This is a genomic window from Sphingobacterium ginsenosidimutans, assembly GCF_039536865.1.
Classification (GTDB): Bacteria; Bacteroidota; Bacteroidia; order Sphingobacteriales; family Sphingobacteriaceae; genus Sphingobacterium; species Sphingobacterium detergens.
On record NZ_BAAAZK010000007.1, the window covers coordinates 107,449 to 130,565 of the forward strand.

Genomic DNA, 23,117 nt, shown 5'->3' on the forward strand with positions numbered 1-23,117 from the left:
TTATGAGGTATATTCGTGTTTTTTTTAAAACCTTTATTATATGCTTAGTTTCTCTATTCTCTTGCTGTCAGCTGTATGCCCAAGAGCAGTTGCAGGAGCTACAGAAATCATACTACAATCTTCCGCTAGGGAGTAAGGAACGGTTTCTGTTGACCGGAAAATATGCGCAGGCCCTATATTTCGCCAATGAGAAAGCATTGGCAAGTCAGTTGCTCAATGATAATATTCAATTGGCCAAAAATTACCCCGACAAACAATACTACGCCTATTTGAATTGCATCGCAGCAATGAATAGTTATAACGATCGCCTCTTTGAGAAATCGCGGTTTTACCTTGAACATGCAAAATCTGTTCTTCCCATAATCAATGATAACGGTATCAAGGGATATATTCATTATTGTGATGGCTGGATTATGACAAGGCAGAACAAGGAGGATCAGGCTGTTTCGCAGTTTCATAAAGCAATTTCTTTTTTGGAAAAGGCCCCCCAGACTGATGCAAATATAGCCCGCAAATTGGCGATATATAAAGAATTGACGGCTATTTATGCCAATCAGCGGAATTACGAATTTCAGGAGAAGTATACGAACCTTCTATTGGAGACAGCAAAAGCAGGTCAGAATGCGAACAGTTTATTTGATGCCTATATGCAAGCTGGTTACCTATTTGAGGAGGAATATCGGTCAAACCGAGCAGATCAGCAACTTTTGAAGAAAGCCGAAGAACATTATCTGGAAGCTTACCGAATAGCAAAAACTAACCAGAAAAATCTTGTTAACCCGACAGATATGGCCTATGTCTCGGTGAATCTAGCCAATCTGTATCATGAATTTTATCCTGAAAATGGTGCTAAAAAAGCGATTTCATTTGCCCAGCAGGCCTTAGAAATTGCACAGGAAACGGGACAGTATGCCATTTCTATTCCTGCCTATGGTGTATTGGCTGACGAGGCATTTAAAAGCGGCCATCGGGAGCAGGGCAAAAAGTATCTGCAACAAGCGCTTTACCACTTGCAAAGAGAGCCACATTATGATTACCAAATGGGATTAAGTCTTTTTAGTAGACTGGCTGAAGTGAGTGTCGAAGAGGGAAAATATGAAGAGGCATTTCAATATCAAAAGAGTTATATCAATGTTTTCGAGGAGGCATTCAACTCGGATAAATTGGATAAAACCAAACAACTTGAAATAAAATATGAGCGGGAACTGCAAAATCAAAAATTAATGCGTCTTCGTTTAGAGGGGGAGAAAAAGGAACAGCAGATCAAATTGATGAAAGCGCTAAATGATCGACAGAATCAACTGGTTGAAAATTTAAAATTGAACGAACTAAACCGTACCCAACAGTTGAAAGTGCTTCAACTTGAGCGCGACAAAAAGGAACAGGACTTGCAATTAAGCCGCTTGGAGAATGAACAGCGATTGCAGGAACTTGATGTTTCTAAACAAGAGATTGCCTTTAAATCACGTATGAATTCGATTTATATCTGGTTATTTATTAGCTGTTTAATCGCTGTCATTTTATTGTTCTATGCTTATTGGCAACGCTCCAAAACATTAAAGCAAAAGGAACACTTGCATGGGCTTGAAATCGAAAAAAATAATCAACAGCATGCCATTAAAAATCTAACGGCGATGTTGGCAGGGGAAGAGAAGGAGCGGACACGTTTGGCTAGAGACCTGCACGATGGCTTAGGCGGATTGTTGTCAAGTACAAAATTGGGCTTATCCTCGATCAGCGATGGCGGGGCCGAACAGCCTTCGGTTAAGGATGGTATTGCGCGGAGTATCGAGCTGCTGGATGATGCTGTGGATGAATTGCGTCGACTTGCACATAACCTGATGCCGGATCTAATTGTCAAATATGGTCTAGAGGAAGCCTTAAAGGATTATGCCGTACGGATGAGTCAACCGAATTGTCAGGTAGAATGTGAATTCATCCAATTTGAATCAAAATTAAGTGTAGAACATCAGATTTCCTTATACAGAATAATCCAGGAACTGGTAAATAATGCATTGAAGCATGCTGCAGCAAGTAATATCTTTATACAACTTTCTGTATATAATGAGCGTTTACATATTACTATTGAAGATGATGGCAAGGGATTTGATACCGAAAAGATAGATTTACAACATTCAGCAGGCATGCACAATATACAGTCGAGACTTTCTTTTCTACATGGTGATATGAAGGTTATATCCGCCATCGGCGAGGGAACTACCATTGAAATTGAAATGCCTGTTGTTTAATTAATAATTTAAGATGATAAAAATAGCCATTACAGATGATCACCCGCTGTTGTTGGAGGGTTTAAAAAATATAATCAATTCCCACGAAGATTTTGAAGTTGTAGGGATGTATGCAAGTTCAGCAGAACTATTTAAAAACATTGTAACAGACGCACCGCTTGTATTGTTATTGGATATCAATCTTCCCGATGCAAATGGAATCGATCTGGTCAAGGGATTGAAAGAAGCACATAAAGAGCTGAAAATAGTAGCCTTTAGTGTACATAATGAGTTGGCGGTTATCAATAGTATTTTGAATGAGGGGGCAGATGCTTATCTTCAAAAAAATGCCACCGGTAATGAAATCATTACTGCTATATCCGATGTTTTGGTGGGCAAGCGGTATATCTGTGAGAAAACCCAGGCTATACTCAACAAGAAAACAGATTCCGGACTGAAACAAGTTCCTAAACTTACACGTCGTGAAAAGGAGATATTGACCTTTGTAGCCAAAGGAATGACAACCAATCAGATTGCCGAATCCCTGTTTATTAGTTCCCATACCGTGGAGAGTCATCGTAAAAACTTAATGGAAAAATTTCAGACGAAAAGTGTGACTGCCGCGGTCAAATCCGCTATAGAATATGGTTTGATACGCGAAGCTTAGTAGAAATTCCCGAATTACCTGAATTCAGGGATGAGAATAGCCTATTGCATTTGATACTTTTGATGGTATAGATAAATAAGAGAAAGTATCAAATGTATATGGTTATATCAGCTAGTTTATTAGGCCGTTCGGGGAAAAAAATACTTCCCTATTGTTTTGGGGTTATGTTGTCTTTGGGTTTTGGTTCGGTGCAAGCGCAGAGCTTTGACACTAAAATACCCGAAGGATCAAATACAGTAGTGGCTATTAATCTGGCTAAAGTCGTGGAATACGCAGAAGCTTCCACATTGAATAGGTTACTGGATCGGGTTGCTTTTTTCAAATATTTTGAAAAGAAAAGTATTAACCTGCAAAAGGATTTCCAGCAGACAGGAATTGATTCGAAGGGAATGGCTATATACTACAGAAATGATAGGGATAGTTTGTTATATGGAGAGATGATTATCCCGATCAATGCGGTCAGCCGTTTTGAAAAGTTGCTGCATATGCAGGGGACTTCGCTTCCGGCCTTGAACGGTTATAGCCGATTTAGAACCGCGGATGGTCAATTGCTCGCTTGGAATGCAAAGGAGTTTAGAATTTTAAAAGGTGAGGTTGGTACGACCTATTTTGCCAACGATTCCATTGCCGCATTATATGGTATCGAAAATATAGATTATGCCGCCGCTGCGGTATCTGCAGCCAGTGCGGCGGCAGATGAGGCCGAAGCCGCAGCTAACTGTGCGGATTCTGTACTAATGGATTCTACAACGATGGAGTGGGATGCATTTGATTTTGATACATTGCAAGCTGAGTTACAGCAAGAGGAGGGGGAACCTTTGGACGTTTATGCCAGTACAACCGATGCTGATACAAGTCTCTATGAAAATCATATCAACTACGATTCACTTGATACAGCTTTTGAGGAAGTGAACAGACGAAATGATTCTATCAAGAATATATTATTGGAAAAATGGTTACTGCTTGAGCAGGAGCAATTATTGAGCGGTAACTATCCAAATATACCTACACATGAGCAAGCGCGTTTTCTAAAGAATGTGGATATTGCACGTGTATGGCTGCCTAAAGTCGAAGGTCTCTATGACGGACTTCGTTCCGTGCGTTCTATGGTAGATGCGTATTATCATACAAGCAGTTTCTCTTTGGGAAATGACTATAAGGACATGTTCTTTGACCTGACACAAAGGGAAAATAAAATTACGCTAAAAGCAGGTGTAACCTTGGGCAAAGATTTAGTGAAACTGACTAAACAATTGTATGCAAGGAAGCCTAATTCGAAGTTCGCAAAGTATTTGACAGAGGAAACATTAGGATATTTTAATGTCAATGTGAATTCCGAAGCGTACCTAAAAGAAATACCGGCATTTTTTACAAAAAATATGAAAAAATATTTTGGAAAGGAGAATGAGGTACTTGAGTTGATGGCCCTTGGACTTGAAATTGCACTGGATGAAAAAGCCGTTGCCAAAATTATGCCCGGGGACAATTTGGTCGTTGTCAATGGAATCACTAATCTGAAGATCGACTACGTTGATTACGACTATGATGATAATTATGACGTAAAGGAAGTTAATAAGACAAAGGAAGAGAAAGTGGTGTCTTTTATCTGGATGTTTACATCCGAAGATCAAAGGATTATCAAAAAGGCATTGGATGTCGCGGTATCAAAGTCCGATGCAAGTTTTGCGGGTGGGATCTATAAAATCAAACAAGGTAATGGCAAAGATTTTCCTTTATACCTGATGTTCAATGAAGATCTAGTGATGATCAGCAACGATAGCCTGCAGTTAAATAAAATTTTGCACAAGGATAACTATCCGACCAAGCCCAATAAATCTTTTGCTAAGCTTATGAAAGGAAGTAAGTTTTCGGCAGCTTTCCAAACAAAGAAAATACCAGCACTGACAAAAGATCTGAATCTCGTGTTGGGCAATAGCTGGCGTTCTACATTAGCAGAATTGAATAATTATGGTAATTTTACTTTGAGTTCTAAAGGAATTGTGGGCGATAGACTGGAAACTGATTTGCAACTTGAACTGCCAACAAACGCAAACAATGGCTTACAGTTTATGATCAACCAACTGCTCGATGGCGTTGTGCCGAATGAACAACCTGAACTGGACAACCCAATTGATATAACTGACAATGATTAAAAAAGGAATAATTTGGACTTTAGGTATTATCATAGGATTAGTGATAATAGGCTGGGGAACTTATATCATGCGACAACAGCAGTCGTATAAGTCTGTCGTCCATAAAAAGAGTAAGGCTTTATTGACAATTTCTCTGGATGATATCCTTCTGAATCAATTCTTCGATAAATGGCAAACGGCACCGAAAGGAGGGCAGGACTTTGCTAAAAAATTGACTAAGCTAAAAGACAATGGAATAGATATCATGGCCAATGTATTCCTTTTTTCTCTGGAAGACACGACAAAGAACTTTTATGCTTTTTTTAATTTGAAAGATGAGAAGCAATTTCTGACATTCTTAAAAAAGGGGCTGGAAGTTGATTCCATTGAAAATAGTGTCGCTCCCGGAGTAAATTATGCTTATCAGGATACCAATAAAATTGCATTTGTTTGGAAGGGTAACACCCTGTTGGTGGGACTGGGTTTTAATCTCGATAAAAAGAAAGATGAAATGATCCGGTTGATCCAGTCGGATACAGAGCGGGTCTCTATTGAGAATTTCATCAATCACCCGAGCGAACTAACCCGTAAATCATTGCGTTATAACGATATTTCTTCCAAAAATTTTATTGAATTTGACCTGAAAGGTAGCCGTATTGAGATCGCAGGTGAACTCCAATCTGATACTTGGAATTTTCCACAGGAATATCTCATCCGGGAATTGGTAAACGAAAACTACATCAGCAAAGGCTGGATCAATTTTCCAAATGAACAGTTAAAGGCAGCCTTAAAAGACATGCTTGTTGATCTACCGGTTTCGGCAGATTCGATTATGGCCCATGCAAATGGGAATTATGTTGATATCGAAGTTTTAAAAAACCAGGTCGTACAGACAGATACCATTATTAATTATGCTGTGAATGACGATTTTGAAACAGTAGAAGAAAAAACTGCCTATGAAAGTAAAGTGCCAAATGTTAGGTTTGGAATTCGGGGAGATGAGAGCTTACCTAAGTTTCTTCCCAATAAGCTATTTTATCAATGGTTTCAGAAAAATGATGGTCAATTCAATATATTATCGACGGCCTCAACGATAGGCAAGATGCAGGCAAAATATATGAAAACCAATAGTCTTTCACATGTCGCAATTCATCTTGTGGATTGGCCGAATGCCTTAAAAGTCACTCCGATTTTAATGTTGAAGGCGATCGCTTCGGATATGGATTTCACCTTAAAAGTCGCGGGTACCAAACAACTTGTTTTCCAGGGGACTATTCGGGACTATTCGCATGAATAATGTGGTAGCACAGCACCAGGTTACCGCCGTTTCTTTGTAAATCCAAAAACATTCTTTACCAGAAATTGGTTTATTCTTATTGACAAAAATGATCAATATGGATATAAGAACTAAAAGTAAAAGTAAGATAAAGACCTACTGGCGAATTTTGAAAAGCTCAGTTGCTGGGTTTTTGAATGAAGATTCAATGAAATATAGTGCTTCTTTATCTTACTATACAGTTTTTTCGATTGGCCCAATACTGGTTTTAATAATTGCATTGGCAGGTATATTTTATGGCGAAGACGCCATCGAAGGGAAGGTTTTTATGGAACTGCGTGGCTTAGTGGGAAACAGTGCCGCCAAACAGATTCAGGAAGTTATTCAAAATCTTGAACTGTCGGGCAAATCCAATATGGCACTGCTAATTAGTAGTATAACCTTGATATTGGGAGCAACCAGTGTATTTGGAGATATCCAAAATTCAATCAATAAAATCTGGCATGTACGGGCCAAGCCCAAGAAAGGCTGGTTAAAACTGATTCAGGATCGCTTGTTGTCCTCTTCCTTAGTCATTGGTCTGGGATTTTTACTAGTTGTCACCTTGATTATCAACGGTGTCATCTTGGCCCTTACAGGACAGTTGCAGCGTTATTTTCCCGACATGACAGTTGTACTGCTTGACGGGATCAACTTTGCGCTATCATTTGGTATTATATTCTTACTCTTTAGTATTATTTTTAAAGTACTTCCCGACGTGAATATTCAGTGGCGGACAGTTCGAGCAGGAGCGCTATTTACAGCGGTTTTGTTTATCTTGGGTCGTTATCTGATCGGAATATATCTTGAACATTCAGCGACCCAGGACACCTATGGCGCTGCGGGTTCATTTGTCTTGATTCTGCTGTGGGTGTACTATACCGCTGCTATCTTATATTTTGGAGCGATTTACACAAGAGAATACGCAACGGTGATGGGGATTCCGATCGAACCAGCTCAATTTGCCGTACATGTGGAGACCCAGGAAATCGAACGTGCAGGAGGGGAGATTCCTCCAGCTCCGTTGACGCAGGAAGAGAAGCGGGTAGAGGCCGATCCGGTAGATGATCCCAAGACCTAGGATTCTTGTTATACATGCATCTGGGGTCAAATAGATTCCTGTCGCATGCTAAGCAATAGTTAGTGGTATTGGAATTTATACTATATTCGTATCGTGTAACTTATGGTTTGTAAAGCCCAGCTATTTGGCGTTGTATGTTTGACATTAATAGAAAAAATATGTGGCAATATTACCTAATGGTCGGCCTTGGATTGGTACTGCTTTTTTTCGCTTTTCTTACTTTTAGAAATGTCCTTTTATTTTTGAAAAAGGCGGAAAAAACGACAGCTACCGTTATTAGGCTCCGGATAATAGAATCCGATGGTGAGGTTTATTCTCCAATTTTCCGTTTCCGTACATGGGATGAAAATGAATATGAGTACGAACTAGCCGAGGCGAGTAACCCCGCAAGCTGGTCTGTTGGCGAAACAGAAACGATTATTTATGATCCGGCTGATCCCACTAAGGCACAACTATATACCTATTTTCGCGTTTTCGCCTGGCCACTTATCTTGTTATCTATCGCTTTACCTTTATTGGTTGTCGGCCTTGGATTTTTTATTGCCGAATTGTATTTGAAATAACAATTATTTTAAAATAAATAGACTGCTTCCTATCCAGCCCCTATATCTTCTGTTTCTGTGGTATTATGTTCACGGTATAATTTTTCGCCGATTACACCTTTATCACCCAAAGCTCGTCCCTTAATAAGCCATGAACTGCCAAATAAAAAAAGTGCAATGGCCTCAAAGACAAGTGTTGCATGTCCAAAGAGTTTAAAGGGAATCAAAGCGATACAAAGGATTATACCATAGCCACAAAAACGGTAGATATTATTTTCATTCATGATACTAACCGGAATCTCTTTGTTGGGTTCCTGACCAATAGTAAATACATTGATGGAAAGGAATGCAAACGTTAGAAAAAGTACGGCTGCAAAACCGTAATGCAGTTCCTTTAAACCAATTGCAACCAGCGTGCATTGCATGCAGCTGCTACCGATTGGATCGGTGGGTATAAATGCAACTCCAATCGCCATAAATCCGGCAAGATTTGTGAGGGCGTTATCATTTTTCCAAATGACTTTATTCCCATTGCCTTTATAGCAGATTAGAAATAATCCAACTGCACATAAAGTGCCCGTAAAAATTTCTCTCAGATTTGAAAAATAGTAATGACTGATGGATGGTTGAATGTTGGTGCCAAAAAACTTAAATAGGGACAGCAAAACCAAAACAATGGGTAGAAAGATGCCCAAATAACCGATCGCCCGCCGTAATCTCCTATAAGCAAAAAGATTGTGGTTCTGAATGTTTTTGATATGCATAATTACAATAAAGATTAGGTTAAAAAGTTTCGTATAGCGTGACTCTTCCCGAATTGCTGAAGACAGGCTTATTACAACTGAACAGGTATTCAAAAAATTAAATCGTGCCTATTTTATCTACGGGCTATAGCTTTCTGACTTCGTCATACAGTCTATCCACATCTTTCTTTTGAAAGAGGGCGGTTCCCTCGGCCATGGTGGTTGCCGATCCGCAAGCTATTCCCATGCGAAGTAGTTCTTCGACTGTACCCTCCCTGGCCAGAATCGATACCATGCCTGCAACCATACTGTCTCCAGCACCAACCGTACTACGTATTTTTACAAGTGGTGGAACCATCTGGATTTTTTCTGCTGCGGAATATAATACTGCTCCCTGAGCGCCCAGAGATACCACAACGAGGACAGCTTGGCCCTGCGCAATGATTTGCTGGGCAGCATGATCCAGATCTGTGCTTGCCAGTTCCTCTTTTCCGACAAGAGCAGCTAATTCACCCGCATTTGGTTTCAGCAAATATACCCCTTCTTCCAGTGCAACTTTAAGCGCATCTCCGGAAGTATCGACGATTACTTTGCTTCCTTTAGCTTTATATTTATTGACAAGTAATCCGATAAAGTCTGCGGGAACATCTTTTGGGAGACTGCCGCTGATGACAACAAAATCAGGGATTGGATTTAATTGGTCAACAGTCCCCAAAATGTTTTCCTTCTCTTCCGCTGTAAAGGCTTCTCCTGGAAATCCAAATCGGTATTGTTGATTGCTGGTCGTATCTACCACAATAAAGTTTTCCCTTGTTTCACTACTGATAGGGATTGCTGTAATATCGAGCTCTTCCTGTTTTAATAATACCTCCAACATATTGCCTGTTTTTCCTCCAGCAGTAAAAAGTGAGTTTGAAGATATACCAAGTCGTTTGAGTGCGCGGCTTACATTAATACCACCACCGCCGGCTTCATACTTTGGGGTATCACAGCGCAGCTTCTTTTCGGGAACAATGTTTTGAACACTTGTACTTTTGTCTACCGAAGGGTTTAATGTAATGGTTAATACAGATTTTTTCATCATATTGCTTTCATTAAACGTAGGATTTTCCCTATGCCGAATATATGTTAACATCTAAAAGATAGCTCCCAGTAATGTAGTGGAATGTCTTTCAAACAAATACAGTCCAATTCCTTTCGTTAATGCCATGACTTCCGAAATGGATTAAGGAAAGCAAGGTATGCACTATGAAGATAACCGTTATTTGTTAATTTACATTCAATTTTTTATAAAATTATTAGGTTGCTTGTAAGAAGTTTTTTGTTTACCTTTTGGTATTTTATGATTGATAGATTCAACTTCTATCAAGTGGACAATAGTTAGGCTGGATTGATTCCCCAATAAGCTTCGTCAATCTAGATTGAATTAAAAAGATGACTATAATTTTGGATTTAAATTATACAACAACGAATAGATAGGAAAGTATAGTAATAATAATGAGTAAGACTTTTTACAATATACTTTCTCTGGAAACGAGTGTTAACAACTCAGGCGTATTGCATACCTTAAATTTCTGTAGCAGGTACTTACAATAGGTATCTATCGTTGAGTTGCTTAAAAGCAAGATGTCAGCAATTTCTGCTATTGTTTTCCCTTGAACCAGGTAGCGCAATAGCTCTCGTTCGCGCCTAGTTAGTGTAGGCAGCGGACTTTGATTGTCTACAGATCTATTTAACAAGCTTTCTGCTTCAGGACTCAAGACAATCTCTCCGCGCAACACTTTTTCAATAGCTTCCAAGATCTCGGTAGCTTCGGTGTTTTTGAGAATAAAACCCGATCCTCCTTGTTGCAAAAGTTCAATGATCATACTTCGCTCAAGTGCGCTGCTCATGCCCAATACACGAACCGAAGGGAACTTTTCTTTAACCTCCTTACAGACATCAATTCCACGTCCATCACTGAGAAACATGTCCACCAAAAGCAGATCCACTGGCTTGAGCCTGATGAAGTCGTTAAATAGGATAATACTCTGAAAACCGATGACTGTTGCATTGGCGATATTCCTCCTGATAATTTCTTGAATGCCATCCAATACCATTGGATGATCATCTAGTATAACTATAACCAATTCTCTATCATACATAAATCTCGATATTTACGGAGGTGCCATTTCCTGGCTCACTACCAATTGACAATTTTCCTTTGAGAAAATCAACGCGATTCTGGATATTTTTAAGACCTATACCAGTTGCGTTTGACATTGTTGCTAGGTCAAATCCCTTACCATTGTCATCTACGGTGATCAAGATAGTATCTTGTTCATGGATAAGTTGTACCAGAATATTTTCTGCCTTACCGTGCTTGATGGCATTGGTCAATAATTCCTGTACAATACGGTAGATATGAACAGTGTTATTCATGGAAAGATCAGCTGGCAAACCACTGTATTGAAATTCAATCTGTACCTCGGAGCTTATCAGATCTGTACATAGGTCATGTAGTACTGTTTCTAGCCCATTTTTCAGTAAACTTTCGGGCATCATTCCCCGTGCGGTTCTTCTGAGCTCCCCAATGGCGGTGCTAAGTTGCTCATTTGCCCTTTGGACCATTAATTCTCTATCTGCAGTTGGATCTGAAAGTTTTAGTTTTATTCCACTCAATGTCCCACCGATACCATCGTGTAAATCACGCGCTATCCGCATACGTTCACGATCTTCGCCCTCCAGTAACGCCTGGGATATCTTAAGTTCTTGATCCCGATCAATTTCCTCCAAGCGTTTTTTATTATTCTTTTTATTTGTCCTCAATACATAGAAAAGAAACAACATGACCAATAGGAAAGTAAGGGCACCAATACCCAAAACCAAATTCAGTAAAACTTGATTTTTACTTTTTAATACCGCTTCCCGTTGCTCATTTTCCAATAGTGCAATACGTTTCTCTTTTTCGGCAGTTTGATAATTGATTTCCAGATCATGGATTTCAACCTCCATATTTTCAAATTTCGTGCTATCCGAAATAGCGGAGTATCGTTGCTGAAAGGCATAGGCCGTCTTATAATCACCGAGTTTGCTGGCCAGAAGGGCAATGTCCTTTGCGTGTCTTGCAGCAATCGAAGCTCGGTTATCTTCCTTTGCCATGTCAAATAATATATGCGAAGCTTTCAATGCCCCCTGATGGTCCCCGGCCAATTTGGCAACCTCATATTGTGAATTGTAAAAATCGTAATAATTGGTGCGGCTCTCCAGATGCTGGAGTGACTTTTCTGCTTGTGCGAGTGCTTCTCTTGATTTTTTTAAATCCTTTTTTTTGACGTAATACCAGGTCAAATAAGCATAATATCGACCTGAATATAATGAGGTAACGCCCAGCTCATCGAGGTAAGACTTTACTTGATCGAGGTAGGTTTTCATCCGCACAAGATCATTCTGTCCGTAGGTAATCAAAGCGCCTGTAAGGTAATTGCCAATTTTATGCTCGGCATCAAAATTATTTTTATTTAGAAACTCAATTCCTTTTTTAAGATAAAAGGTCGCTTTTTCAAAATCCTCCAATTCGTTAAATGTGACAGCGATATTTTCTAAAGTGACTTGGTAGAGTTTATTGTCTTTGATCTTTTCGAATCTTGGCAAATTTTCGATGAGAAGTTCGGCCGTCTTTTTGAGCTGTCCAGTGACTTGGTAGTTAGCAGCCAGGTTATTTTTGGCATAAGCAACAACCCGTATTTCTTCCGTTGATTTTGCATCTTTTAGGATTTGGATAACCTGATTATTGTAATATTTTGCGCTATCCATATGAATCAATATGGTATGCAGATAACCCATGATCTGGTTACCCTTTGCTTGATACAGTCGAACCTTAGTTTTTTGCGCAAGAGCGAGCGATGTGTATCCATATTTGAATGCTGTAATGCTGTCCCCCCGGATAAAATATTCCCGAGCAAGCTTATTGGAGAGCGATAGCTTGGCAGTATCTGATTTTGCTGCCGTAAATTCATTTCTTAAACTATCTATCGCATTGGTATCTTGGCCATATACCGGGGATAGCAGTAGTATTGTTAAGGTAAATTGGAAAAGCAGTTTCTTCATCTGAGGTATTTTAATTGTATGCTTTTCAATGATTTAAAAAGACTGATTTTAACACGTTAACAAACGTATTAAGTATTTTCAATTATTACAATACAGATAAATCGTGAAATTTATCCTCCTATTTATAGGAGGGTAAAGTAAACACAGCATAAAGGTATTGCCAGTTTTGATATTGTATTGTTTATAAAATTTAATATTAAAATTTCAACTAAAATCTTTCTAAAAAATATCTACCTTTTTATGCCAGAAGTTATGCTTGGAATCTTCATTACTGTGTCTTGGAAGATCTACGATTTTTTAACCATCTGCGAAGGGGTTCATCATACCATTTCAGACTTATATAGGCTAATAATATACTGACAATTAAGATGAGCAGCGCATAGGGCCAGGCCTGCGCGAGGGTCATCCCTTGATGATTACTGATCCAGGCGACGTAAAAATAAACAATTGGGTAGTGGACGAGATAGAGTGGATAGGAGATATCGCCAAGAAATTTGCAAATCCTGTACTCTCTTTGTGTCTGTGTTGTTCCGCTGGTTTCCAAGTAAACAATAAGGGGGAAAATAATGATTATACAGATTGATTCGTAGACTCCATTCATCCAAAGATTTTCTGCACCACCAATGCGAGGCATATACAATACAATAGCGAGCAAGAGGCTACAGTACAAAAAGGAATACTTTATTCGAGTGGCTTTGGTTACCCTTGAAAGTAATAAACCGGCAAAGAATGGATACATGGTCCGGGTAAAGCCGATGCGTAGTTGTTCCATATTGAGTGTCCAACCACCACTGACATCCCCATTGGGGCTTGTAATGGCAAGATGGGCGAGGGCGACGGCCGAGATCAGCACCAAAATAGCGAGGGCGGTTTTTGACAGCTTTCGAATGCCGATCGCATAGAGGATATTGGCAATATATTCAAAGAATAGCGACCAACCCACACTATTAAGAGGGTGCATTTCTTGCCAACCGCGAATATCCAAAGAGAGGGGGATGGGTAATATGGTATAACCAATAACCATCACCAGCAACATTTTCCAAAGAGGAACTGTATGAATAAGTGGCCAGATAGTTGAATCTGTAAAATAGAATCCAACAGCACCAAGGGTCATCCCTAATATAACCATGGGCTGAAGTCGCTCGATTCGGCGTTTTAAAAAGGTACCGACACTCATCTTCTGCCAACGGTCATCATAGGCATAGCCAATGACAAAACCTGACAAGAGAAAGAAAAAGTCAACAGCGAGATAACCATGGTTGACTAGGATATCCAGGTGTCCGGTGCCTAAAGGTTCAGTGAGGTGGAAAGTGACAACGATGATGGCCGCGACACCACGCAATCCATCCAGGATAGGGTAATGGGATTTTGTAGAAAGACTACTTTGGTTCATTGCTTGTTGGATATGGAATTTAAGTTCGATTATCGTTGATAATTTGCTATTTCATCAAGTTGATGAAATTAAAAAAATAACGTACCAGAACTCCTCCAAATCATATCAAATTCCCGCTGATTAGTCTCATTTTCTGGTTTGATCATGCCCCTTGTTTCATAAAGAGTTATTTTAAATCAGAAATGCCAAATAGATAATAACCTACTATTTATTTTTTCTGAGACTTTCAAACCGATCTTTAAAACGTTTCTCTATAATCACCGCATCTCTTTTATATTTTTCAAGATCCCATTCAATGTCGAATTCATTCAAGTATTCTTTTAACGATTCTAATCCCATTTCTTGTCTTAATTTATCGACCTGATCCGGATTTTCCAGAGGAACAACATAACCACCATACTCCTTATCAGAAATAATTGTTTGAGTTCCGTAACGCTGCTTTTTTCCCTGATTCATTAAAATTCTATCAGTTAAAAAAGCATATTGCCAAGGTTCTGCGGCTTTATTTTTTACAGCTTCAGACAGAATTGGTAGGTATTTCGTCTGAACAACAGAGTCATCAATATGCTGAATAGCTAAAAAGAGCGTTTCGTTAGCCTCTTTTCCAATTTGATGCTTACCTAACCAACCATGATCATCAATGATCTTTTTTACAGACTCGGCGCTTTCAAGGTCAATTTTTTTCATTTGTCTATTTAGCAAAACAGTCAAAGCAGTATCTTGAGGTTGATTTTTTTGATGATACAAAAGGATTAATCGGATACCCTGATCGCTGTACTGTATTTTTTTCAATAGCATACGGATTGTATTATCATATTGATTAAGCCTGTTTTCTAAACCTGTTTTGAAGGTCTTCCAGTCATTGCGGTTGTGCAATGTTTTAAAATTCTCATCGGTTAATATCTCCTCCAAAAAATAATCGTCATGCATCAGACTATCTAGGTTTTGATAAACTTCATTATATTTTTTTTCTCCCAATAGCTTAATGGAATTTTGATAGTTGGCTAAATTTTCCTTTAAGTAGGTTGGAAAAATGTTCATGAGAACATTCTCAAATTTGTCCCTCTCTTGTTGTTTCAAATGAGATAATGTTTCCGTAATAAGCTCATTACTATTTTGGGCACAAACAGTACCACAGCAGATAACGAGGAAAAAGTATGTAAAGACAGCACAAATAAGCTTAGTCATTAATTTTGGCTTTAAAATGTTTAATAAGTTTGGAATAATCTTTAATAATAGCCCAAAAATATCATAAATAACAGAATAAGTATTTAAATAGTGAGATAAAATATCAAAGTTTGATCTTATAATTTAGTTTGTATGGTTAATCAAATGGGAAAGAGCATAAGAAAGGCACGCCTTCTGCTGGTATGATTTATAGCAGGTTGGCATATTTTTTGGCTAAACTTAGTTGGAGTTATAAACTTGAAATAGATAGTAGCTGAGTATTGTTTATTTAGTAACAAAATTTAAAATAATCTGATTATGAAACCTGTCGTTTTTATCGTAATCATCATACAGCTCATTTTTATTGCGCGTAGCCTGGCGCAGACAAAAACATATAGGACATATTATGAACATGGAAACATTCAATCGATTACACATCAGGGCATATTTATGGGCTGTGGTGTTCCGGTTGGGACAGATAGTTTATTCAATAGGAAAGGCAAGCTCATCGAAACCTCAACATATGTCCATATCAAAGACGAAAAAGAGACAGGCTGTCATGCGATAACAAGTTATATCGAAAAGACCTTTTATAAGTCAGGAAATATTAAACCTGTGTCTCAATACTATAAAGTTGGCTATGAATCTGAACCTGTAATTTGCGATGCAAAAGCCTACCACGCTGTAAGAGAAAAAACAGCGCCTGATAACACCGAGTGACCTTAATGTACAGCTATAGAGAGTCTCCGGAGAAAGTTGGTTGGCGACTTGACAAATCTAATTATGTGCATGTACTGTAATAAAAGTTTAAATTTTGAAAAATGTATAAATTAGTTATTTTATCCTTGTTTTTGATCGGCTGTACCGAAACAAAGAACAAGACTACAAATTCGCCTGGAGTTATGAAAGATGTGGTAATAAAATCTATTGAAGTCATCAATACAGGGGGGCAACTGGGCTCTCACTCGCGTATGTTAATAGATAAGGACTCCACACATTATAGGCTAACTGTTGCGGCTAATCCAGCAGATAATTCAGAATATCATAAGAAAACAGTGCCCAAAGATTGGAAAGACCTGACAGCTCAAATCAATTTAGCAGAATTTCGGTCTTCAGAGGAAGGTAAAAGTGTTCAGCCCGTGGATGGCGTTGATACCCAGATTATTATTATAAGTGATGTCGATACCATCTCAAAAATGAATGCTTATAATAATAAGATATGGAAGAGCATTGTTGAACATGTATATGATGACCGGAAATAAGGTTAATGTACTAAAACAGTATTCGTATCTATTTTTAACCTGGATAGCGAGATTACGCTAACGATCAATCATTAAATAAACAATACGAGCACAATACTTACTATAACATAGGCGCAACAAATCAGGTATGGATAAGCCTTAATATAAAAGTCCTTTCTGTTCGGTTTTTTCGAGAACTTGGCAAAAAAATCTTCAATATCAGATTTTATGTTCATATCAGGAGACAAAAAATATTTTGTGCCAGCTTGTGTTGTAATTCTTAACATAAACGCTTTTCTCGAATTATAGTTGTAAATATTATAGGTTGTGCTATTAGGCAGGGGAACTTCATTTTCCTTTTCATCTTTCAAATAAAATTGATCTTCAGATTTTATGAATGAAATTTTTTGCATGGTACTTTTCATTACAACGATTAAAAAACCAAAAACTAAACTCAGGAATGCGATAATTAATTGGGTTTGATTTACTGTATATTTAACATCCATAGCTTTAATGAATACGATTGAAATCGGGAATAAAATGAACATGGTAATTAGCGATGCCCCAAAAGTATATTTACTATGGAAGGCAGATAAGGTTATTTCACTTTTCTTCATGTGCGAAATGGTTTAAGCCCCTAAATTATAGAAAAAATATATGCTTAGGTATAAAATAATCGGTTTTTATGACATCTACAATTATTGTGGTATTGCCCTGATAAAATTGCTGTAATGGAGGGAAGCAGTAAAAGCTGATCAAAAGATTAGCTTTTACTGTTTAGAATTTGAGTTATTTAAAAATTAGCAAGCCCATTTGCTCCCAATGCCATGTAAAGGTTGATCCTTTCAATGCGCTGTTGGAGGTGGAGATCGATAGTGTTCATTTCTCTTTTTACCAGGTCTCTTTGTTTTTGGAGTAGCGTGAAACTATTGCTGCTGCCGACATTGATCTGTTTTTTTGTTAAATCTATATTTTTCTCCAACGAAGAAATTGCCCGTTGCTGGAAAACCTCTTGCTTGTCGATTGAACCTAAATTTGCTAAGGCAGATTCCACCTCGTTTAAAGCTAATAGCACTGATTTTGCATACTGCTCAACAGCTTGTTTTTGTTGTGAGGTTTTTACTTCTACATTCTTTTTTAGTTTCCCACCGTTAAAAATAGGGGTTGTTAGACCACCACCAACTTTTATCAATGGATTGGAAAACAGATTGCTGATCCCTTCAACATTTGTTTCCGCAGCTCCAAAAGCAGCACTGATATTAATAGCAGGTAGTCGTGCGGCTTTTGCTTCCTGAATTTCATAGAAACTGGATTCTATTTGAAATTGTTGTGCCATAATATCGGCTCTCTTTTCCAAAACATTAAGCGGAAAATTTGTCGGGATATCCTGTTGTAAGGCCGAAAATTTCGCACTTACTTTTATCAAACCTTCCGGGTATTTTCCACAGAGCATTTCTAAACTTCTTCTTGATTGCGAATTCGCATTTTTGATTTTCTCAAGGTAAGAGCTCAGGAGAATAGACTCGCTCTCTATATTGGACAAATCGAGTGCGTTTGCCGTTCCAACTTTATTCTGAACAGTTAAAATCCTTTTTAAGTCTTCGGTTTTCCTAATATACTCGCTGATTTTTTGCTCTTGGTACTGGCCCGCAATATTCAGGTAATATGCCTTAGCAATCATCCCAGCAACGGACTGCTCCAGCATTTTTTGCTGGAACGTTGCCGAAAAGTATTGGCTAACACTCGCCATTTCCGCAGATTTATTTTTTCCCCAGAGATCAAGTTCCCAGTTGGCTTTTAATTGCAACTTTCCGATGTGGCTTCCACTGACAAGATTGTTCCCTGTATTTGCTAATGCATTAACACTTGGATAAAGGCTACTTCCGGCGATATCCATTGCTAATTCAACTTGATTCAGTTTTTCTTTGGAGATGATGATATCCGCATTGTGGGCAAGCCCTTCTTTGATTAATGCTTCCAGTTCCGGCGTGAGTAGCTCGTTCATCCAAGCATAGGAAAAAGCCGGTTGGTTCTGTCCTTGTTCCTGAATCCATTTATCAGATATTTCAACATTGGCCTTTATCGCGCTTGTGTTTTTTAATTCTTCAATCTTCTCAGGCGTTGCATTTTTGTAACCGATACAAGAAGTCAAGTTGAATAGGAGGAGAGCCCCCATACTTATTTTCTTTATCATGTTAATGCAGTTTTGGAATTAAGTAATTGATTTTGCTGCTCACACGCACCATTACTTTACGGATAAGATGCAATGGTTTGATATGGTCGGAATAAATGACAGCCGTTCCTCTAGCACCAACAGTTAGCGGTTGCTCGTTTTCATCCAATACAAATTTTGCGATGAGCTTTCCATCCGTTTCAGGCACTTGTCGCGCTGTTTCAGGAATTCCTGAAGTTGTGGCATTACCACCAAGCATCCCACCGGCATTGTTCATAATGCCCTGACTGGTTGCATCAACTACATATTCCAATTTGGCTTTGACCACTTTCCCTGGAGCTGTTTTTAAAGCAAGCTCTACTTCATTACCATTTTTTACCGTTTCCAACTCATTTTGGGAGAAGAAGGCGATAATAGATTGTTGTTTTTGAATCAGCACGAAAGCAGATTTAAAAGGTGCCATCATAGCCCCTTCATTCAGCTGTACATTCGGAATCAGACCATCGGTAGGTGCTAAAACTACTGTTTGGGAAAGATTCCATTTTGCCTGATCCAATTTAGCCCTTAGTTCTGCAATAGACGCATTTTCACCGTTATGAGTCGAATGATATTTGGCTTCCAACGACGCTTTTTGTGCCTGAGCAGCACTAATTCGCGATTGCAGATCCTGCGATGTTGCGATAGCTTGTTCCAGGTCAAATCTGTTGGCAGCACCAGCAGCTACAAGTTCCTGATATTGCTTTATTCTTTTATTGCTCAAATCAAGCTGAGATTGTAAACTCAGTATATTTTTGCGGGAAGCATCGATATCCGAAGTGTAGGAGGAAACGGTAGATTTCATATTGCTAAGCTGAGCCTCCAACGATTTTATCTCTTGTTCGTAGGGTACCGGATCTATCGTAAATAGTGTATCTCCTTTTTTTACCTCCTGATTTGTTTTTACATATACTTTTTTGACCTTCCCTAGGGTTTGAGTTGTAATATCCACACTGCGGTTACCCACTTTTACGTCCGATGTAATGGGGCAAAAATAGTTGAGACTCAATATCAGTGCAATAGACCCAAAAATAGGTAACGAGTATACAACAACTTGCGTATTGAAATTCCAAGGGATTAGTTTTAATTTTTTGATGAGAAGCCAGCAAATACCAGCATATATTCCTATTAGTAATTCTAACATAATTTTTTGTTCTAGATGATTCTGTATTTCTTATAGAATTTATTTCTTTTCTTCAAAAGGTAAGCTTTCTTCACCTGAAGAAGAGTCCGATTCGCCTAAATTTGGAGCAGGCACTTTATCTTGTTTGTAATCGTAATTTGCCCATATCAAAGCAACTGGCCAGAGAAGACCACCGAATATCAATGAAAGTAAACACATACTTTTTATGGCACTTAGCTGTGGATGATTTTTCTTCTCCGCTATTTTTTCAGGATAAATATGTACTTTCCAAAACAGAAAAATTCCGGCAATAGGTAAGATAAATATGATAAGCCATGATGCTACATCTGCGATCGTGTCTTCGGCACCGCTAGTAGCGGCATGCGAAACGCGGCACAACAGCAATAAGCAAATTGTTGCGAATAATTTTTGCATGATAAAATAAATTTGGTGATAAAAATCTCGGCAATATCAATTAAGATAAAGCCGAGCATCATGAAAACATGATTTAAAACGAGTCTTGAGTTCCATATTCTTCGCGAAGTACATTTCGCAAAAGATCAACATTTTCATGGTAAATCGTAGTTTGCTGCGGGCTTAAGACTTTGTCAAATGCTTTGTCCGTTTTCTTTAGTGCTTTATGCAGTCTACGTTGTGCATTTCTTTTACCCCGATTATTATCTGCAGAAAAGTATATGTCTAGGTCTTCTCTTACATTTTTTACGACTGTTTGATTGATCTCAAAAACTGGATCGAGCTGATCTTGGGTTAAATCCAACATTTTAGCCATGACAATAGTTCTAAAAGTAGCTGCTCTTATTATTTTGTTTTCCTTAAAGAGTTGAAATTGTACCGGTGATAGAATTTCCTGTACAGCTAGGTTTCTTTGTTTTAGGATATCTGTAAAACCTTCGATGTTCTCCGAAGTGCCTATTTGTTGAACATTGCTATTTTGGCGTAAGTTTTCTACAGCATTGGCTGCCTGAAGGTTTATTTGATAAACCTGTTCGGCTTGCGTTGTTGTCATATTTAAAAATGACATTTCTTGGGTGATGTACAGGCCAACCTTTTCTGCTTCCTGAGATTGGGCATGTACTGCATTCGTTTCTAAAAGTGCGAATAAGCTTAAGACACCTATTCTTACAATAAATTTGTTCATTTTGTTTTCGTTTTAAATCATACTATCTGTACAAATGGCTGTTTTACAGCTTTTTTGACGAAGCAAAATTAGAACGAATACAGGCTAAAAAAGTATTCTTAAGTTAGTTTTTTGGTGGCCGTTTTTTTTGTATACGGGCTGTTAATCTGGACAAAGAATTAGGTGTAATACCCAAGAAATTAGCGATATGCTTACGATTTGTGTTTCTGGTGATGTACGAACGGTTTTCTAGGAAAACCTCATAGCGGGCGCTTGGAGAATCGCTACACAGTTGCTCTGTACGGATACGTAAGGTATCAATAATAATTTTTAAGGATTTGACATAGAACTGGAAAATCCCTCTATGTCGAAAAGCCAAATCTTCAAATAACTCTTTCGGAAATAGCAGTAACTGTGTATCTACAACAGCTTCGATGGTGTATTTTGTTTCCCGTTGGTCAGCATAATACTCAGGGATACTGGCAATAAAGGCATGATCTGCTTCCGAGGAGAAGAAAACATTATTTTCGGTACCATCATCCGAATAGAAATACCAACGTAATAGACCCGCCGTGAGCACAAAGACGGAATCAAATCGGTCATCCGTTTCCACAAGTTTAGTCTTTTTGGCCAAAAATAGCGGTTTGCATATTTTGGACAATTCGAGGCGTTCTTCATCATTCAGCTGCTGAAGGGATTCCAAATGTTTTAATATTTCCGACTGGCTCAACATTATCTTAACGTATAAGTTCAAATTTAATAAAAATCACTTTTATTTTAGTGAAAAATGGCTTATGCACTGCAATTGTAACAGCTCTCTGTCTTATGTCCGATCTTTTTTACTTTTCTAGCCGATTTTTCTTCTTTATTTTAAATTTGCTCTTTAATAAAATGCCAGCAAACTCCAGCAATGTCAATAATATTGACCTCTATACCATATGGTTGGCAGCGCAAATAAATATTCCATTAATGCGAATTGTAAAATGGGACTTTCGAATATTAAATTTTAATTATCAGTAATAAGAAATAACATACATTTAAGCAGAATTTTATTGTTGCTAGACTGGGAGGGAAGTCCGGATGGATTTTTGGGTTTAGACACTCCGTTTAAAAAATAGTGAATATTCAAATAGAGACTACGCTTGCGGTATAATGAAAACGTTGAAATATAATCAAAAAGGCAATGAATAATTTTTTCATAAATGAGCTACAACGCCGTGGCCGGATAATTATCGGCATTATGTTGTCAATAATCATAATTCTTCCCATCATTTTTTTTATTGGTACTATGATGGAAACGGACTCTTATGGCAGGACACTTTTGGGTGAAGATCGTTATAATGCAAGGGTAAACGATAGTTATCTTTACACATTCGGACTTTTTGGCTGTTTGCTCTTATTGGTAATTCCAGCTATTCTTTTTATTAAAAAATATATTGATAATTATCGGCAGTTTATCATTACACTTTCTGAAAAAGATATGGAAAAGCTTGTGAAAAACAACGACAACGCTCCTTTTTATGAAAAATTCATGCCACCTTATATTGTAAAAGGAGATGCGGTTTGTTTTTTTACAAACCTGCAGCAAACGACCATTGCTTTTAAGAATATAACAAACATTCATGTCTCACAAACACATTACAGAGGGTACAGTGCTACCGTGAAAATTCAAACAGCACAAGAAACATACCGTTTTCGTTTGAGCGGAAATGTTCTTAAAGTACTAAATCTAGTAGACGAAGCCCTGCAAAGCAATCCTCAGATAACAGTAAATAAAAATTGGAATGTAGTTTAAAATAATCCTGTATATCGATCTGTTGCAGTATCACTTTCTTTACCCAGCGAATTGTCTATTGAGTAGATCGCGCAAAAGAAAGTGGGTGAACTACTCATTAAGAAAAGCTAACCTTATGATTAGCTTTTCTCATGTTGTGTCTATTGATACATCTCCTTCTTGCAACAGGAACTGCCTGCGTTTGATTTTCCTTTCCGTAACACGACTCATCAAAGCCTGTTTTTCCTCATCATTAAGGGGAAGATACTTTTCAA

General features: G+C 38.2%; 21 protein-coding genes. 9 read left to right on the plus strand and 12 right to left on the minus strand.

Annotated elements, in window-relative coordinates; all coding sequences use genetic code 11:
* Positions 1 to 2: 2 nt before the first annotated feature.
* The 6 genes from ABFX33_RS12765 (at position 3) to ABFX33_RS12790 (ending at position 7,986) form a co-directional block, all read left to right on the plus strand.
* Positions 3 to 2,249, plus strand: coding sequence for a tetratricopeptide repeat-containing sensor histidine kinase (locus ABFX33_RS12765; RefSeq protein ID WP_346086337.1), 2,247 nt, complete (start codon positions 3 to 5; stop codon positions 2,247 to 2,249).
* Positions 2,250 to 2,262: 13 nt separating this feature from the next.
* Positions 2,263 to 2,895, plus strand: coding sequence for a response regulator (locus tag ABFX33_RS12770; RefSeq protein ID WP_346086338.1), 633 nt, complete (start codon positions 2,263 to 2,265; stop codon positions 2,893 to 2,895).
* A gap of 98 nt (positions 2,896 to 2,993) precedes the next feature.
* Positions 2,994 to 5,048 carry a hypothetical protein gene (locus ABFX33_RS12775; RefSeq protein ID WP_346086339.1) on the plus strand — a complete coding sequence of 685 codons (2,055 nt, stop codon included), beginning with the start codon at positions 2,994 to 2,996 and terminating at the stop codon, positions 5,046 to 5,048.
* A complete protein-coding gene (locus ABFX33_RS12780; protein WP_346086340.1) occupies positions 5,041 to 6,324 on the plus strand; it encodes a hypothetical protein in 1,284 nt (427 codons plus the stop codon). The genes ABFX33_RS12775 and ABFX33_RS12780 overlap by 8 nt, the downstream gene beginning before the upstream one ends.
* Positions 6,325 to 6,421: 97 nt before the next feature.
* A complete protein-coding gene (locus tag ABFX33_RS12785; RefSeq protein WP_257089969.1) occupies positions 6,422 to 7,423 on the plus strand; it encodes a YihY/virulence factor BrkB family protein in 1,002 nt (333 codons plus the stop codon).
* Positions 7,424 to 7,581: 158 nt separating this feature from the next.
* Positions 7,582 to 7,986, plus strand: coding sequence for a DUF3592 domain-containing protein (locus ABFX33_RS12790; RefSeq protein WP_346086341.1), 405 nt, complete (start codon positions 7,582 to 7,584; stop codon positions 7,984 to 7,986).
* A gap of 29 nt (positions 7,987 to 8,015) precedes the next feature.
* Here ABFX33_RS12790 and ABFX33_RS12795 read toward each other — a convergent pair whose 3' ends face one another.
* The 6 genes from ABFX33_RS12795 to ABFX33_RS12820 all read right to left on the minus strand — a co-directional run bounded on the left by ABFX33_RS12795 (position 8,016) and on the right by ABFX33_RS12820 (position 15,378).
* Positions 8,016 to 8,729, minus strand: coding sequence for a hypothetical protein (locus tag ABFX33_RS12795; RefSeq protein WP_257089970.1), 714 nt, complete (start codon positions 8,727 to 8,729; stop codon positions 8,016 to 8,018).
* A 124-nt stretch (positions 8,730 to 8,853) separates the two neighbouring features.
* On the minus strand, positions 8,854 to 9,792 hold the full coding sequence (locus tag ABFX33_RS12800) for a 1-phosphofructokinase family hexose kinase (protein ID WP_346086342.1): 939 nt from the start codon (positions 9,790 to 9,792) through the stop codon (positions 8,854 to 8,856).
* Between the two features lie 427 nt (positions 9,793 to 10,219).
* Entirely contained in the window at positions 10,220 to 10,852 is a 633-nt protein-coding gene (locus ABFX33_RS12805; protein ID WP_257089972.1) for a response regulator, read from the minus strand.
* Positions 10,845 to 12,797 carry a sensor histidine kinase gene (locus ABFX33_RS12810; protein WP_346086343.1) on the minus strand — a complete coding sequence of 651 codons (1,953 nt, stop codon included), beginning with the start codon at positions 12,795 to 12,797 and terminating at the stop codon, positions 10,845 to 10,847. Before ABFX33_RS12810 ends, ABFX33_RS12805 begins: the two co-directional genes overlap by 8 nt.
* A 268-nt stretch (positions 12,798 to 13,065) precedes the next feature.
* The gene (locus tag ABFX33_RS12815; RefSeq protein ID WP_346086344.1) at positions 13,066 to 14,190 is read right to left on the minus strand and encodes an acyltransferase family protein; all 1,125 of its coding nucleotides are present in this window, start codon (positions 14,188 to 14,190) and stop codon (positions 13,066 to 13,068) included.
* A gap of 204 nt (positions 14,191 to 14,394) precedes the next feature.
* Positions 14,395 to 15,378, minus strand: coding sequence for a DUF6624 domain-containing protein (locus ABFX33_RS12820; RefSeq protein WP_346086345.1), 984 nt, complete (start codon positions 15,376 to 15,378; stop codon positions 14,395 to 14,397).
* Between the two features lie 297 nt (positions 15,379 to 15,675).
* Between ABFX33_RS12820 and ABFX33_RS12825 the strand changes: the two genes are divergently transcribed.
* Complete coding sequence (locus ABFX33_RS12825; RefSeq protein ID WP_257089978.1) at positions 15,676 to 16,077, plus strand: hypothetical protein; 402 nt, start codon at positions 15,676 to 15,678, stop codon at positions 16,075 to 16,077.
* Positions 16,078 to 16,178: 101 nt separating this feature from the next.
* Positions 16,179 to 16,619: a hypothetical protein gene (locus ABFX33_RS12830; RefSeq protein ID WP_346086346.1), complete on the plus strand. Its 441-nt coding sequence runs from the start codon at positions 16,179 to 16,181 to the stop codon at positions 16,617 to 16,619.
* Positions 16,620 to 16,690: 71 nt separating this feature from the next.
* Here the strand turns inward: ABFX33_RS12830 and ABFX33_RS12835 are convergent, their stop codons facing one another.
* The 6 genes from ABFX33_RS12835 to ABFX33_RS12860 all read right to left on the minus strand — a co-directional run bounded on the left by ABFX33_RS12835 (position 16,691) and on the right by ABFX33_RS12860 (position 21,801).
* Positions 16,691 to 17,215, minus strand: a complete 525-nt coding sequence (locus ABFX33_RS12835; protein ID WP_346086347.1) for a hypothetical protein — start codon at positions 17,213 to 17,215, stop codon at positions 16,691 to 16,693.
* A gap of 176 nt (positions 17,216 to 17,391) precedes the next feature.
* The gene (locus ABFX33_RS12840; RefSeq protein ID WP_346086348.1) at positions 17,392 to 18,792 is read right to left on the minus strand and encodes a TolC family protein; all 1,401 of its coding nucleotides are present in this window, start codon (positions 18,790 to 18,792) and stop codon (positions 17,392 to 17,394) included.
* A gap of 1 nt (position 18,793) precedes the next feature.
* Positions 18,794 to 19,951 (minus strand): HlyD family secretion protein, encoded by a 1,158-nt coding sequence (locus ABFX33_RS12845; RefSeq protein WP_346086349.1) that lies wholly within the window; start codon positions 19,949 to 19,951, stop codon positions 18,794 to 18,796.
* Between the two features lie 39 nt (positions 19,952 to 19,990).
* The gene (locus ABFX33_RS12850; RefSeq protein WP_346086350.1) at positions 19,991 to 20,365 is read right to left on the minus strand and encodes a DUF3302 domain-containing protein; all 375 of its coding nucleotides are present in this window, start codon (positions 20,363 to 20,365) and stop codon (positions 19,991 to 19,993) included.
* A 73-nt stretch (positions 20,366 to 20,438) separates the two neighbouring features.
* Positions 20,439 to 21,089 (minus strand): hypothetical protein, encoded by a 651-nt coding sequence (locus tag ABFX33_RS12855; protein WP_257089986.1) that lies wholly within the window; start codon positions 21,087 to 21,089, stop codon positions 20,439 to 20,441.
* A gap of 103 nt (positions 21,090 to 21,192) precedes the next feature.
* Positions 21,193 to 21,801, minus strand: a complete 609-nt coding sequence (locus tag ABFX33_RS12860) for a Crp/Fnr family transcriptional regulator (RefSeq protein WP_346086351.1) — start codon at positions 21,799 to 21,801, stop codon at positions 21,193 to 21,195.
* 450 nt (positions 21,802 to 22,251) lie between these two features.
* Here ABFX33_RS12860 and ABFX33_RS12865 point away from each other — a divergent pair, with 450 nt between their 5' ends.
* The gene (locus tag ABFX33_RS12865) at positions 22,252 to 22,863 is read left to right on the plus strand and encodes a hypothetical protein (RefSeq protein WP_346086352.1); all 612 of its coding nucleotides are present in this window, start codon (positions 22,252 to 22,254) and stop codon (positions 22,861 to 22,863) included.
* The last annotated feature ends 254 nt before the right edge of the window (positions 22,864 to 23,117 follow it).

Coding starts and splice junctions, on each gene's coding strand:
- ABFX33_RS12865 (WP_346086352.1), top strand. CDS start 22,252: ATGAATAATTTTTTCATAAATGAGCTACAACGCCGTGGCCGGATAATT.
- ABFX33_RS12830 (WP_346086346.1), top strand. CDS start 16,179: ATGTATAAATTAGTTATTTTATCCTTGTTTTTGATCGGCTGTACCGAA.
- ABFX33_RS12800 (WP_346086342.1), bottom strand. CDS start 9,792: ATGATGAAAAAATCTGTATTAACCATTACATTAAACCCTTCGGTAGAC.
- ABFX33_RS12775 (WP_346086339.1), top strand. CDS start 2,994: ATGGTTATATCAGCTAGTTTATTAGGCCGTTCGGGGAAAAAAATACTT.
- ABFX33_RS12810 (WP_346086343.1), bottom strand. CDS start 12,797: ATGAAGAAACTGCTTTTCCAATTTACCTTAACAATACTACTGCTATCC.
- ABFX33_RS12855 (WP_257089986.1), bottom strand. CDS start 21,089: ATGAACAAATTTATTGTAAGAATAGGTGTCTTAAGCTTATTCGCACTT.
- ABFX33_RS12785 (WP_257089969.1), top strand. CDS start 6,422: ATGGATATAAGAACTAAAAGTAAAAGTAAGATAAAGACCTACTGGCGA.
- ABFX33_RS12770 (WP_346086338.1), top strand. CDS start 2,263: ATGATAAAAATAGCCATTACAGATGATCACCCGCTGTTGTTGGAGGGT.
- ABFX33_RS12835 (WP_346086347.1), bottom strand. CDS start 17,215: ATGAAGAAAAGTGAAATAACCTTATCTGCCTTCCATAGTAAATATACT.
- ABFX33_RS12780 (WP_346086340.1), top strand. CDS start 5,041: ATGATTAAAAAAGGAATAATTTGGACTTTAGGTATTATCATAGGATTA.
- ABFX33_RS12860 (WP_346086351.1), bottom strand. CDS start 21,801: ATGTTGAGCCAGTCGGAAATATTAAAACATTTGGAATCCCTTCAGCAG.
- ABFX33_RS12805 (WP_257089972.1), bottom strand. CDS start 10,852: ATGTATGATAGAGAATTGGTTATAGTTATACTAGATGATCATCCAATG.
- ABFX33_RS12765 (WP_346086337.1), top strand. CDS start 3: ATGAGGTATATTCGTGTTTTTTTTAAAACCTTTATTATATGCTTAGTT.
- ABFX33_RS12820 (WP_346086345.1), bottom strand. CDS start 15,378: ATGACTAAGCTTATTTGTGCTGTCTTTACATACTTTTTCCTCGTTATC.
- ABFX33_RS12795 (WP_257089970.1), bottom strand. CDS start 8,729: ATGCATATCAAAAACATTCAGAACCACAATCTTTTTGCTTATAGGAGA.
- ABFX33_RS12815 (WP_346086344.1), bottom strand. CDS start 14,190: ATGAACCAAAGTAGTCTTTCTACAAAATCCCATTACCCTATCCTGGAT.
- ABFX33_RS12790 (WP_346086341.1), top strand. CDS start 7,582: ATGTGGCAATATTACCTAATGGTCGGCCTTGGATTGGTACTGCTTTTT.
- ABFX33_RS12845 (WP_346086349.1), bottom strand. CDS start 19,951: ATGTTAGAATTACTAATAGGAATATATGCTGGTATTTGCTGGCTTCTC.
- ABFX33_RS12825 (WP_257089978.1), top strand. CDS start 15,676: ATGAAACCTGTCGTTTTTATCGTAATCATCATACAGCTCATTTTTATT.
- ABFX33_RS12850 (WP_346086350.1), bottom strand. CDS start 20,365: ATGCAAAAATTATTCGCAACAATTTGCTTATTGCTGTTGTGCCGCGTT.
- ABFX33_RS12840 (WP_346086348.1), bottom strand. CDS start 18,792: ATGATAAAGAAAATAAGTATGGGGGCTCTCCTCCTATTCAACTTGACT.